The sequence below is a fragment of the Nitrospira sp. Nam80 genome, assembly GCF_965152575.1.
Genome location: NZ_OZ224216.1, coordinates 4,463,466 through 4,476,328, shown reverse-complemented (window position 1 = coordinate 4,476,328; position 12,863 = coordinate 4,463,466). Strand labels below are relative to the sequence as shown.

Genomic DNA, 12,863 nt, shown 5'->3' with positions numbered 1-12,863 from the left:
TGGCGCCACCACCCTCCTCGGTTGATCCGTTTCAAGAGCCCGTGCTACACTCCGTTCGCTGGGGGCGATTAGCTCAGGGGGAGAGCGCTTCCTTCACACGGAAGAGGCCACTGGTTCGATACCAGTATCGCCCACCATCCTGTTTCTACAGGGTTTCCCCCGCTTCACGTAGCATTCAGTTTCTTCGCCCGCCGGAGTCGGCCGATACTGGACAGAATGGACTCCCTCAGCTAGACTTTCCATGTGAGATTTCTGTCTCGTCTAAAAGGATCAAACGAAAGAGAGGCGCGTATGCGTGGCTTAGCCTGGTCATCACTGATCGTGGTGGTTCTACTCCTCACGGGTTGTTCAAGTACCCGTCAGGGCGCCGTAATCGAGCAGGATTATGCCGCGCCCATGAGTATCTACAGCGTGATGGATGCCACGTCTCTCGTTTATACCGACCCCAAAGCCGCCGCGCCTATGAATGACGAACCTCGTCGATGGCTCGGTTTCCTGCTTTACCCGGTGGGACAGCTGGTGGATTACACGGTTAACCGCCCGCTGCGCGGCCTTGCTTCTACCATGCCGTACGTGTTCGGGTATACAGCGGAAGATGCGATGGTCGATTCCCAACGACGTTGATCCGGTTATAAAGAGATCGAGGGGCTCGCTGCGTCGGGTAGCGGGCCCTTTCTGTTTCCGCTCCACTGGGCTCGTAACTTCGACTTCGCCCGGCCGTTTAGTGTATCCTACCGTGTCTATTACTCGCTTCCGGCCGATAGATGCGCCATTCCTTTTATACCCGTCTGATTGCGATGCTGGCGCTGCTGGCCTTTGCCGGCGCATGCCAAGCACCGCCCCCAAGGCCTGAGCTTCCGCCTTCCGAAAGCGACTTGGACCTGTTGCGATCGACCAAACTATGCGACCAGCAGGAGCCGTTTCTAAAACGCCATCCATCACTGACTTTTGAACGACGTCCCTGGGGGACCGGAGAAGAATTCCGCCTGCCCGCGACACAGAGTTCTCTCAAAGGCGATGAATCGTATTTTTTTGACGAGGACGGCACGCTGGTGGGCGCGCTGTTCGTATTCCCCGCAGGGCTCGACTTGGCCCCCTACCGGACTCTCCGTCATACCCTGTCGCAACTGAAACCCGCCCTGGAGTTTTACCTGACCGTCGCGAAACTTGCCGATCGCGCGAACATGGAGGCCAGTACGCTCTACCAGACTGGAGATGAAAAATCGACCACTCAGTACCTGGTGCTGGGAAACTTGGATGCTCCGTTTCTCCTCGAAGCCTCCTTTACTATCGATCCGTATGTCCAGTTGTTCTCGCCGTACCGGAAGGATTTTCTGGATCGACTGAGAGGGCCGCGCAATGCATCGGCAGAGCACCGTTTGGACAGTCAGGGCGCCGAAGATAAAGAGCCTTTTGTCTCGCTCCAACAGTTTGCGCGGGGACAAACCGCCCAGCTCTCGTACTGCGGCACCCGGAACGATGCCATCGCGCTTGATGCCTACCAGAAAGCCGGGGCCAGCGGGTTTTCCAACAAGGTCTGGCAGGCGGAACTGCACCATCGGTTAGGAATGGCGTTAGACGCGAAGGGAGAAACCGACAAAGCGAAGGCCGAACTCCTCCAATCCCTTTCCATTCGACCGAACAGCCCTGAAGTCTTGAACAATCTAGGTACGGTCTACAAGACGTTGGGCGACAAACGTAACGCGATGGCGTCTTTCGAAAAGGCTGTGTCGGTTCGACCCAATTATGCCATCGCGCGCTACAACTTGGCGCAGCTGTTTGAAGCGACCGATCGCAAGCGCGCCATCACGGAATACGAAACTTATATCGCGCTGGTGGACGGTATACCCGAAGAGGCCGATCGTATTCTGCTCGCCAAAGAACGGGTGAAAGACCTCAAACGATAGCAGCGGCAACGTAGCATTCGGGATGTCAGGTCGGGAAGCGAACCTTACCGGCGGGATTTTTCTTGTTCTTCTTGGCTGGTCTTGCACTCGATGCACAAGGTCGTCACGGGCCTGGCCTTCAGCCGTTTATAAGGAATCTCATTTCCGCAGCTTTCGCAGATTCCATACGTATGGCTCGCCAGGCGACCCAACGCCTCGTCGATTTTCTTCAGCAGCTTTTGCTCTCGCTCCCTGATCCGAAGCGAGAAATTTTGATCGGTCTCAGCGGAGGCCTGGTCGCTGACGTCGGGAAAGCTCTCCATTCCCTTTCGGTTCGTCAGGACATCTTCCACTTCCTGCAGGATGGCCGCACGCTGGCGCTCAAGGTCAAGCTGAATGTCCGCGTACTTTTCACCGTTACCGCTGGAGGCGGCAATAGCATCATGGCTACGGGGCTTTTTGGGCTGAGAACGTGAGGAGCGTCGCGAGGCTGGCTGGCCTATCTTCATCTGTGAAGCGCCTCCCAGGAATCGAGAATATAGCAGCCGGAAAGTTCCGCGGTCAATGCCGGCTGCAGGCATTTCACCGTCGTGTGCACAACTCTATCGCATGCGCAACGCCGGTCTGCTTACAGATCCCGCCGGCCTTCAATCGATTTGACCAATGTCACCTCATCGGCATACTCGATATCCATTCCGACCGGAATCCCATAGGCGATTCGCGATACCCGGACCTGTAACGGCTTCAGCATTTTGGTCAGGTAAATGGCCGTCGCTTCTCCTTCGATCGTCGGGTTCGTGGCAAGAATGACTTCCGTCACCCCACCCTGCTTCACGCGATCGATCAGCTCATCGGCGCGGATATCCGAAGGTCCCACCCCATCCAACGGGGACAGCACCCCAAGCAATACGTGATACAGCCCTCGATAGCCGCCGGCTCGCTCAATCGCATAGAGAGGACTGGGTTCTTCCACCACGAGAATTTTGGACCGGTCACGTTTGGGATCACGACAAAATTCACACAGCTCGCCTTCCGCAATGTTCCGGCATTCAATGCAAAAGGAGACTCCGTCCTTGACCGCTCGAATGGCGTCCGATAATCGAAGCGCGTCCTCGCGCTCGGCTTTCAAAAGATGAAACGCCAACCGTTGCGCGCTTTTCCGGCCGATCCCCGGCAACCGGACGAGTTCCCGCACCAATTGGGCGAGCAGCCCCTGTTGATCGATACTCACCTCGGTTTTCTCATCTCCGCACGTTCCCGCTCATCGGCGATATCAGAACAGCCCTGGAATCTTTAGTCCTCCGGTGACCGCCTTCATTTCTTCCGCCATCATCTCATGCGCCTTGCGAAGGGCGTCATTCGAGGCGGCAACGACCAAATCCTGCAGCATTTCGACATCGCCGGATTTCACCACTTCCGGATCGAGCGCCACACTGACAATTTGCATGGCGCCGTTGGCCGTCACGGTCACGATCCCGCCGCCGGCCGTACCCGATACGGTTTTTGCCGAGGCTTGTTCTTGGACTTTGGCCATCTGCTCCTGCATGGCCTGCGCCTGTTTCATAATATTCGACATGTTTCCAAATGGATTCTTCATTCCTGGACCTCCTGTGGCAGGGACTTGGGAGAGACTTCAGCCAGTTCTCCCCCGAACAGTTCAAGCGCCTGCTTGACCAGTGGATGGGCGCGCGCTTGCTGAAATAACATCATGCGCTCCTCCGCTTCTTTGGCGGCGCGCAATTCTCTCATCGTCGGTCCGGAGCTCTCTCCTTCGGGCACTTCGATAATACGAATCTGCAGGGGACGCCCCACGAGCCTTTCACCCAACGAGGCCAGCGCGTGAATGTTATCCGGCTTCTCCAGCATGGCCCGTCCAACCGTGCCCTGCTTCGCAAATCCAATGAGCACTTTGTGACCTTCGATGCCGAGAAATCGCCCCATCTCAAGGAATGGCGCAATGTTCGGATATTCCGACGAGACCGCCTCTTGAAACGTCTGCCAATCAAGCGGAGCGGGTACGGCGGATGGAGCAGCGGGGCGATCGGCATCAGACCGAGACGATTCCACAGAGGTCCTGGCCGTTGATGCCTGCCGGTCTTCAGGCGCCGGCTTGTTACGGGTACTACTCGAAGGGCCGGCCTCGGCGGTCTCAATTGCCGGCGGGCCCGAGGACCGCGCGCTGGTCGGCTTTTCGGTTAAGACATCGCTGTTGGAAGCGGTCTGACCGGGGCGCTTGTCATTTGAACCTCGACTGTCTACCGGCCGTGCGGTGCCTGTGATGGGCGGGGAAGGCGCGGTTCGTTCTTGTTTGCGCGGATCGGCGGCAGTTCGCCGATGGTCCTCCGTGCGGGATTTGGTCGCCGGCGTGTCGGCTGTCGCCGGCTCTCTTGCCGCAGTCAGCCGGGTTGCGCGGACCGCCGCCGCTTCCAGCACATACCGGGGATGGGCGCTGCTTCGGACCGCATCTTCCGCTTGGGTGAAAATGCGCAGGACTTCCTGCAGCTGATCAGGCGCGACTCGGGCAGCCTCGGCCTTGAGCCGGCGGATATCCTCTTCGGCAGCTTCGATCAGTCCCTTGACCTCGTCCTGCGACGGCACGACCGCGGCGACCAGTAGGTTTCTGACATACTCCACCACGTCGGCGCAGTACGTTCGAATATCATGTCCTTGATCGAGAACCTCCCGGATCGTATGGAGTGCTTTGGCGCTGTGTTGTCCCAGCACGGCATCGGCCATCGCATGGACCAATTCCTGGGGGACCGCTCCCAGCAGGGTTTCCAGATCCGCGTGGTTCACGGAGGAACCTCCGAAGGCGACCACTTGATCCAGCAGGCTCAATCCATCCCTCATGCTGCCCTCGCTCGCGCGAGCTAAGGCCAGCAAGCTGCGGTCTTCGATCTGCAGGTGGTCACGCTCGGCCACCAACCTCAAGCGGGCGGCGATTTCCGCTTTCGAGATGCGCCGGAAATTGTAGTGCTGGCAACGCGAGAGAATGGTCGCGGGGATTTTATGAATCTCCGTCGTTGCAAAAATGAAAATGACATGAGCCGGCGGCTCTTCCAGCGTCTTCAGCAACGCATTGAACGCAGAATTGGACAGCATATGGACTTCATCGATAATGTACACGCGATACTGCCCGCGGAAGGGAGTGAACTTCACGTTCTCGCGGATTTCCCGCACATCATCCACGCTGGTGTTCGATGCGCCGTCGATCTCAATCACATCAACCGAGCTTCCTTGGGTGATTTCGCGGCAGCTTGCGCAGGTATTGCAGGGATTTCCGGTAGGGCCCTGCTCGCAGTTCAGAGACTTCGCCAAGATGCGTGCGACGGTTGTTTTTCCCACCCCGCGCGTGCCGGAAAAGAGGAAGGCATGGGCCACGCGCTTTGATGAGATCGCGTTGACGAGGGTCTGCACCACATGAGGTTGGCCGATCACCTCATCGAACGTCCCCGGGCGGTATTTTCTGGCGGAAACTTGATAATCCACGGGTCGCAGTGCTCCCAATGATGAATTAGGAATGAGAAATGAGGAATTTCTCAAGCTCCATTAATTCAACATTCATAATTCCTCATTCATCATTCCCGCTTCGGGTATAGCGGGGCCAGGTGATCCTGCGGCACACAGAATTGACCGTTTACCGTTGCTTCCTTCCGGACCTGGCGGGGTTCACAGGATTCTGTTGCACAGGGCCCGGCCCCTATACTGCTGATAACCAGAACAGCATGACCTCAAGATGAGGACGGAGCACCCGTCTGCACGGTACTTTCAACTCAAAACTCAGCACTCCTAACTCAGAACCCGCTTTGCTGGCGGAGAGGGTGGGATTCGAACCCACGGAACCGTTGCCAGTTCACGTGCTCTCCAGGCACGCCGATTCGTCCACTCTCGCACCTCTCCGCACCATGCGAATTTGCTAAAGGGCAGCATCTTATCACGCGACCCCATAGGCGGCAAGGCAAGGGACGCACGAGCGGAAAAGCAGGCCGGCATTGACCCTCTTCAATCCTCTACCTATACTGCATAGTACAAGATGCGCTTATGAAAGTGTTCTTCGGCATCGCGATCATCGTTCTGCTCCTCCTCGGCGTCGGTATCTCGCTCCCCTTTTTAGTCGATCTCAATAAGTACCAAGATCGCTATCGCCCTCTGATAGAAGATGCGTTGAACCGCAAGGTCGTTCTCCAGGATATTCGGCTCACGGTCTGGCCTCGGATTGGAGCCAGGATTGCCGGATTCACCGTTCAGGACGATCCCTCGTTCCGCTCCGGTCCCTTTGCTTCCCTCTCCTCATTGGATGTCGGCGTCAAGCTCTGGCCGTTGCTCGGCGGGCGGGTGGAAGTCGAGGACATCACCTTACGCGATCCTCTGATTGTGGTCTTTAAAAATAAGGCGGGCGTCCTGAATGTGTCGACTCTTGGCGCGCAAGTACCCACCGCACCCAAACCGGAAGCGCCGCCCGGCGAACCGACAGGAGGTCCGTTACGCGCGCTCGCCCTTCTGGCTGTGGATAAAATTTCCATCGACGGCGGCAAGCTGACGTATCGGGACGAAACCAAACCGGTTCCCGTCGAATATGCGGTCCATGATCTCGAATTTCTTCTGACCTCGGTCCATCTCGGCGATACGGCTCAGCTGCATGCCACAGCTGCCGTCCAGCCATACAACCTGCCGGTCAAACTAGACGGGACATTCGGGCCGCTGACGGAGACATTAGACCTCAAGCATTTTGACTTTGCTCTCGATCTTGGAAGAACTCCGATCTCGGTGAAAGGCGGCTCGGCCGGAGGCAGCCTGGACATCACCGTCAGCTCTTCTCTCATTGATACGGCGGATATTCCGGTCGGCCTGCCTCTAACCAAACCCGTTCAGATCAAAAACTTCCACCTCACCGCTCGCACGGATTATGGACCGGCCTCAACTGCCTCTCTCTTGGATACCACCGAGGTCAAGGACCTTGGATTGGCGCTCACGATGGGACAGTCCGTCGTGAACATAAAAGGCACGGCGGCGCGAGGCGTGGCGCACATCACTGCCGCCTCATCCAATATCAACTCGGGCGATCTGCCTCTTGCGCTGCCGCTGGCTAAGCCGATGGACATCAAGAACTTTCACATGAGCGCGCGGGCGCCCTATCCGCCGAAAGAGGGAACCCGCTTATTGGAGTTGGCGGATGTCACGGATTTCGGCTTGATTGCGGTGATGGGAAATTCGACCGCCGATGTGCAGGGGACGCTCGCCGCCGGAACCGCTAAGGCAAGCCTGGTTTCAAAGGGGCTCAACACCGCCGACCTGCCGATCGTCCTCCCGCTGAAAAATCCTGTTCAAATCACAGGGCTCCATGCGACGGCGGAGATGCGGGGTCAGGACGTCCGCTTGAATAATTTGGTGTTCGAGATATTCAATGGATCGGTCAAAGGGCACGCGAGCGCGGGACTCGGCTCGGGCGCGCCTCCTTTCCATGCGACGCTGACCGCTGAAGGTCTGCAGCTACGTCCGTTGGCCAATGCGGCCGGACTTGCTGCTGTGTCCGTCAGTGGAACGGCCGCGACCACGCTTACGATCGGAGGCCGGGGAACCACCAAGGCCGATCTCACCAAAACACTCGAGGGAGCCGGGACTCTCGCCGTCAAGGATGGAAAACTCGAAGGTGTCAATCTCATGCAGGAAGTAGCTTCATTGCTGAAGGTGGCCGGCCTCTCCGCAGAGGGGGTGAAAGCGACGGTCTTCTCTACCATAAGCAGTGACTTCACTGTGAACCAAGGTTTCATCACCGTCCAACGCCTGCTCATGGACAGTCATGACTTTCAGGCCACCGGCAAAGGAACGGTGGGATTCGACCAGACGGTATCCTTGCGTGTGAATATGAATCTTTCCCAGTCATTAAGCCAGCGCATTGCGGCCGCATCCCCGATCGCGAAGGTGGCTCTATCCGGCGGGCGCCTGTCCCTGCCGCTCATCGTGACCGGCACCGTCCAGGCTCCGTCATATGCCCTGGACACAAAGATGTTCGCGGGAAAGGCTCAAGAACAAGCGAAGCAGAAGGTCAGAGAGACCGTGAACGACTTGCTGCAGGGCAACACCACACCGGAGGATCTCCGGAAACAGGGCAAGAGTCTGCTGAAAGATCTGCTGGGGAGATAATCGTGGAGGAAGTAATGTCATTGCCCAATCTCATACTCGGATATGTGGTCCGGTATGGATTTCAGGTACTGGGCGCGGTCGTTATCCTCGCGATCGGGGCATTCCTCGCGCGTTGGGTGGGCGCGTTCACGCAACAATGGCTCGATCGCCATGACCTGGAACCTCCGATCAAGCTGCTCTTGGTCCGCGTGGTCAAATTGGTGGTGATCGCCTTCGCGCTTCTGGTCGCGCTGGATCAATTGGGTTTTCAAATCGCCCCATTGATTGCCGGCCTCGGTGTCGCGGGGCTCGGAGTGGGGTTGGCTCTTCAGGGCGTACTCAGCAACGTCGTCGCCGGCTTATCGATCATTTTTACCAAGCCCTATCGTGTCGGCGAACATATTGGCATTTTGGGGGTTCACGGCGACGTGGTGAAGATTGATATTTTCACGACGACGCTCATGCATCCCGACCGGTCGCGTATTGTCATTCCAAACCGCAAAATCGTCGGAGAGATCCTGCACAATTTCGGCAGCATCCGCCAGCTCGACCTCTCGGTCGGCGTGTCATACGATACGGACATTACGAAGACGTTGGGGACGGTCCGTGATCTCCTGGGCCGCCATCCCCACGTGCTCAGGGAGCCGGAGCCGCTTATCGGCGTCACCGGCTTCGCCGATTCGGCCGTGACCGTCTCGATCAAACCATGGGTCCAGGTTCCTCACTTCGAATCGACTCGGGCCGAATTGAATCAAGCCATTCTGGAACGGTTTCGACAGGACGATATTTCGATCCCGTTTCCCCAGCATGACGTTCGCCTGCTGAACCCGGTCTGACCACCCCTCGACGCTGCGAGAGGTCATGCCCCCTTTGTATTGCTTTCGTACGCAGTCTCTTCTATATGAGTAGCACTTTTTGAGGCGGGGCTTGTATGCAATATCGTCGGATCGGTGGACCGTTCGCGATAACCCCTCCCGGCGTCTCCGACACGGATAATCTGTACTTGATCACGCTCGGATATGGTGTTGCCACGAGCCGGAAGCAATGAAGTGAAGCCGTTCGGTCGGCATTCTAGCCACCAAAGGAGGAGCGCCTATGAGCATGGTGAGCGAATTCAAAGAATTTGCGATGAAGGGCAACGTGCTGGATATGGCAGTCGGCGTGATCATCGGGGGAGCATTCGGCAAGATCGTTTCATCCCTTGTCAGTGATGTCCTGATGCCGCCCATCGGCCTGCTCATGGGCCGTGTCGACTTCTCCAGCCTCTTCATTCCCTTGTCCCAAGAGGCCGCCGGAAAGTCGCTCGCCGCCGCCAAGGCAGCCGGCTCCCCGACGATCAATTACGGAGTGTTCCTGCAGACCGTGCTCGATTTCGTCATTCTCGCCTTTGTCATTTTTATGGTCGTGAAGCAGGTCAATCGCTTCCGGACGCAGCCGCCCCCGGGACCTCCGCCGCCGCCACCGAAAGAAGAGGTGCTCCTGACCGAAATCCGCGACATTCTTAAAAACCAGCGGCCATGATAACTGCCTTACGTCATGTAATGAGAAGGACGGGATGGATGGGCGCAAGTTGCATCTTGGAGCCGAAGAGATTAGTCTAGCCTCGTGAATATTCCGTAAGGCGAGCGGAGGACGCCGATCACTTGGACCGCGTTAAGCGCGAAGGTTGCGTCGGTTGTATCTCGCCTGCTTGGTTCGCGTTTTGTCTACGTATCCCCCATCCGTATCTCATGCAAGCACTCTCGCCGCATCGAGGGAGGGCATATGAAAACCAACCCGTTCCTGATTCTTCTGCTTGGAGCCGCCGCGGTCGGCTGCGCTATGCTCACTTCCCGTGCCCCTCATGAGAACGGGTCCACGGGCGACCCAGGCGGCCAGCCCGCCGCTTCTGTCCAGAATGCTCAACCATCGAGCGCCGATGCGCGACAACTCCTGACGCTCCAACAGGAGCGGCAACAGTTGCTCGCCACATTGAGTGAGTTCCATGAACGGATTCGGGAGTTGGAAAGCAAGCTGGCGGACCGAGAAGGCAAGCCCATCGGGAAATCCTACGATGAACTCCTCACGATCAAAGAGGCGGAGTTGCGCGACCTGCGAAAAGCGTCGGCCGAGCACGCCACGGTGGCCGCGCAGCGTGATGCGGCAGCCGCGGAACTCATTCAAGTTAAACAGCGTCTGGGCACGCTCGATCAACAGCTCACGAAAAGGGAACAGGAACTGGCCGCCCTTCGAGGTCTCGCCGTCACGGCCAGTGAACTGGAGGCGGCCAAACGCCGCATCGCCGAGCTGGAATCTACCCTCGTACAGCGGGACACGGAACTCCGGACACTTCGAAGCGCCGCCGCAGAACGGGGTAGCTTGGCTGCCCAATTGCAAACCGCGACCGTCACGCTGAACCATACAAAGGAACGCCTGGCCAGCATCGAGAAGCAATCGGCGCAAAAGGACCAGGATCTTCGGGCGAATGCGAGTGAGAAGCAGCGTTTGTCGATGGAATCGGCGGGCTACGCGAACGATCTCAAACTGGCCCGGCAGCGCATCGTGCTCCTTGAACAGCAAGCGACCGACAGCGAGCAACAACTACAGATTTTGAAGCGAAGCAGCGGCGACCGAGACAGAGTGATCGGTCAGCTCGCCGCGGTCAACATGGATCTGACCCAGATGAAGCAGCGCGCTTCCCAACTTGAACGACAATTGGCGGCAAAGAATCAGGAAATGGAAGCCCTCCGATCACTCGTCACCGAGAGGGACGCGCTGCTCCGCCAGATAGGCTCCCCGAAGGAAATCAGCTCCGGCAATCAGGTAGCGGCATTCAACAGGATGCCGATTCCGAAGTCGACCGGCGGCTCAGTCGCCGGCAGCAAACCCGCTCCTGATCATCCGGCGCCCTCCAAATCAGGCGACCAGCCGCACGCCAAATTGAGCCAGACCAAAGACGAGCTTTTGCGAGCCTTACAGGACGATATGGCGAGGGGGACCGTTACGCTGAAACAGGAGGGTAATCAATTGTCGGTTTCATTGTCCTCTTCATTGCTGTTTGCTTCCGAGGATGTAAACCTGAAGCCCGATGGGACAGTCGTGCTGCAGCGGATCGGACAGATTATCGGGCAGGGATCCAATAGGGCAATTCAAGTAACCGGCCACACCGACAATCAAGTGATCAGCAAAGAACTGAGAAAGACCTTTCCCAATAACAGAGCCCTTTCATGGGCGAGAGCGGATAGTGCTCGAAAAGCTTTGATCAGCGGCGGTACACCACCAGAGCATATCAGAGCAATCGGATTGGCCGACAAGAAGCCGCTGGCGAGCAACACGACCGAAGCCGGCCGGCAGAAGAACCGTCGTATCGAGATTGTTGTCACACAATTTTCCACTCGCGCGCGTACCATAACGACAAAGTCCGCCACAAATGGGCCGAGCATGGCCGCACTCTCGGCACCAGCCCGGCATGAGGTTCGATAACTCGAGGCCGCCTTCGGTCAGTACTGGACCATAGAAAAAAAGGCAATTCAGTGCCCGCACCGCGGCATTTCGCCAGGCGGCTAAGCGTTTGATTTTTGGAGGATGCTCAAGTGAGAATGACAGACCCGTGACGGATCTGTCCCGGGGTGTTATGGGCATTGGGCAACTTTCTCGTAGATGTGATCAGAAATCGAAGAGCAGCTGGGAGGAAGCAACGTCAGTGGAGAAGGTGAAAAGTGTGGAAAGGCTGTGGATGTATTGTGACCTCGCTGTGCAATACCCATCGGTCTCGAATGAGTACCGTGCCGGCGATCTATGGCCTCGCAGATGAGACTGGCGCCGAATGGCTTCGTGATGAGTTATTCACACTCCTCGCGTTTTCCGATGAGTGAACCGACGGAATTAGTCGTCACGGCAGGCGAGGGCATGAAGCGCCTGGACATGTTCCTGGCCAACCGGGATGCGCAGTTTTCGCGTGCCGCCATTCAGCGCCTCATCAAGGAAGGGCGCATTCGTGTCAATGGAGAGCCGGTGCGGGCCTCTCGTAAGATCAAGCCCGGTGATCGCATCGCCTTGGATGTCCCCCGACCGCTTCCGCTGGAATTGAAGCCGGAAGCGATCGAGATTGAGGTGCTCCATGAAGACAAGGATCTCTTGGTCCTCAATAAGACTGCGGGGATGGTGGTTCACCCGGCACCCGGCAACTGGTCCGGCACGCTGGTCAATGCGCTGCTGCATCATTTCGAGTCGGCCGGTTGTCCGATTCCGGCGATCGGTGGCAAAGAGCGGCCCGGCCTTGTCCATCGGCTGGACAAGGAGACCTCCGGGGTGATGGTCATTGCGAAGACCGATCAAGCCCATCGCGGCCTCGCCGCCCAATTCAAGCAACACAGCATCAGCCGGGTCTATGAAGCGCTCGTATGGCGTGTCCCGCGGAAAGCCCGTGGGACGATCGAATTGGCGATCGGCCGGGATCAGCGAGAACGGAAAAAATTCTCAGCCAGGACGGCGCGGCCAAAGGACTCCATCACTGAGTTTCATGTCAACCGGCGCTACGGCGCAGAAGCAGCGCACGTTTTGCTGTACCCGAAGACGGGTCGGACCCATCAACTGAGAGTCCATTTGAATTCCATCGGACATCCGATCCTCGGCGATCACACTTACGGGGGAGGGCGCGTTCGTGAAATTGGCGGCATCGCATTTTCTCGCGTGATGCTGCATGCCCGCACATTGGGATTTACCCATCCGGTCACGGGCCTGTTTCAGGAGTATCACATGGCGGCTCCGCCGGATTTCGCTTCGGCAGAAGCAGCATTGGAATCGCGTGCGACCAATCAACGCAGCCTCGCCTCTTGACAAGCCGGTATTCGGGGCGTATCGATCCCCTACGGC

The 12,863-nt window shown here is 57.7% G+C and carries 11 protein-coding genes, 2 tRNA genes and 1 other RNA gene; 8 read left to right on the top strand and 6 right to left on the bottom strand.

Annotated elements, in window-relative coordinates; genetic code table 11:
- The first annotated feature begins 62 nt into the window (after nt 1-62).
- The 3 genes from ACWGXE_RS20975 (at nt 63) to ACWGXE_RS20965 (ending at nt 1,907) form a co-directional block, all read left to right on the top strand.
- A tRNA-Val gene (locus ACWGXE_RS20975) sits at nt 63-137 on the top strand.
- Between the two features lie 154 nt (nt 138-291).
- Nucleotides 292-624, top strand: coding sequence for a hypothetical protein (locus ACWGXE_RS20970; RefSeq protein WP_447600081.1), 333 nt, complete (start codon nt 292-294; stop codon nt 622-624).
- 140 nt (nt 625-764) lie between these two features.
- Nucleotides 765-1,907, top strand: a complete 1,143-nt coding sequence (locus ACWGXE_RS20965; protein ID WP_447600080.1) for a tetratricopeptide repeat protein — start codon at nt 765-767, stop codon at nt 1,905-1,907.
- Nucleotides 1,908-1,951: 44 nt separating this feature from the next.
- Here ACWGXE_RS20965 and dksA read toward each other — a convergent pair whose 3' ends face one another.
- The 6 genes from dksA to ACWGXE_RS20935 all read right to left on the bottom strand — a co-directional run bounded on the left by dksA (nt 1,952) and on the right by ACWGXE_RS20935 (nt 5,786).
- Nucleotides 1,952-2,395: an RNA polymerase-binding protein DksA gene (gene dksA / locus ACWGXE_RS20960; RefSeq protein WP_447600079.1), complete on the bottom strand. Its 444-nt coding sequence runs from the start codon at nt 2,393-2,395 to the stop codon at nt 1,952-1,954.
- A 119-nt stretch (nt 2,396-2,514) separates the two neighbouring features.
- Complete coding sequence (gene recR, locus ACWGXE_RS20955) at nt 2,515-3,117, bottom strand: recombination mediator RecR (protein WP_447600078.1); 603 nt, start codon at nt 3,115-3,117, stop codon at nt 2,515-2,517.
- 42 nt (nt 3,118-3,159) lie between these two features.
- Nucleotides 3,160-3,483, bottom strand: a complete 324-nt coding sequence (locus tag ACWGXE_RS20950; RefSeq protein ID WP_447600077.1) for a YbaB/EbfC family nucleoid-associated protein — start codon at nt 3,481-3,483, stop codon at nt 3,160-3,162.
- Nucleotides 3,480-5,375, bottom strand: a complete 1,896-nt coding sequence (dnaX, locus tag ACWGXE_RS20945; RefSeq protein ID WP_447600076.1) for a DNA polymerase III subunit gamma/tau — start codon at nt 5,373-5,375, stop codon at nt 3,480-3,482. The genes ACWGXE_RS20950 and dnaX overlap by 4 nt, the downstream gene beginning before the upstream one ends.
- A gap of 110 nt (nt 5,376-5,485) precedes the next feature.
- An RNA gene (gene ffs / locus ACWGXE_RS20940) (signal recognition particle sRNA small type) lies at nt 5,486-5,585 on the bottom strand.
- Between the two features lie 111 nt (nt 5,586-5,696).
- Nucleotides 5,697-5,786: transfer RNA gene (locus tag ACWGXE_RS20935), tRNA-Ser, on the bottom strand.
- Nucleotides 5,787-5,927: 141 nt separating this feature from the next.
- Here ACWGXE_RS20935 and ACWGXE_RS20930 point away from each other — a divergent pair.
- The 5 genes from ACWGXE_RS20930 (at nt 5,928) to ACWGXE_RS20910 (ending at nt 12,827) form a co-directional block, all read left to right on the top strand.
- A complete protein-coding gene (locus ACWGXE_RS20930) occupies nt 5,928-8,030 on the top strand; it encodes an AsmA family protein (protein ID WP_447600075.1) in 2,103 nt (700 codons plus the stop codon).
- A gap of 14 nt (nt 8,031-8,044) precedes the next feature.
- Complete coding sequence (locus ACWGXE_RS20925; RefSeq protein WP_447600074.1) at nt 8,045-8,845, top strand: mechanosensitive ion channel family protein; 801 nt, start codon at nt 8,045-8,047, stop codon at nt 8,843-8,845.
- 259 nt (nt 8,846-9,104) lie between these two features.
- Nucleotides 9,105-9,530, top strand: a complete 426-nt coding sequence (gene mscL / locus ACWGXE_RS20920) for a large conductance mechanosensitive channel protein MscL (RefSeq protein ID WP_447600073.1) — start codon at nt 9,105-9,107, stop codon at nt 9,528-9,530.
- 243 nt (nt 9,531-9,773) lie between these two features.
- Nucleotides 9,774-11,471 carry an OmpA family protein gene (locus ACWGXE_RS20915; RefSeq protein ID WP_447600072.1) on the top strand — a complete coding sequence of 566 codons (1,698 nt, stop codon included), beginning with the start codon at nt 9,774-9,776 and terminating at the stop codon, nt 11,469-11,471.
- A 384-nt stretch (nt 11,472-11,855) separates the two neighbouring features.
- Nucleotides 11,856-12,827, top strand: coding sequence for an RluA family pseudouridine synthase (locus tag ACWGXE_RS20910; protein WP_447600071.1), 972 nt, complete (start codon nt 11,856-11,858; stop codon nt 12,825-12,827).
- The last annotated feature ends 36 nt before the right edge of the window (nt 12,828-12,863 follow it).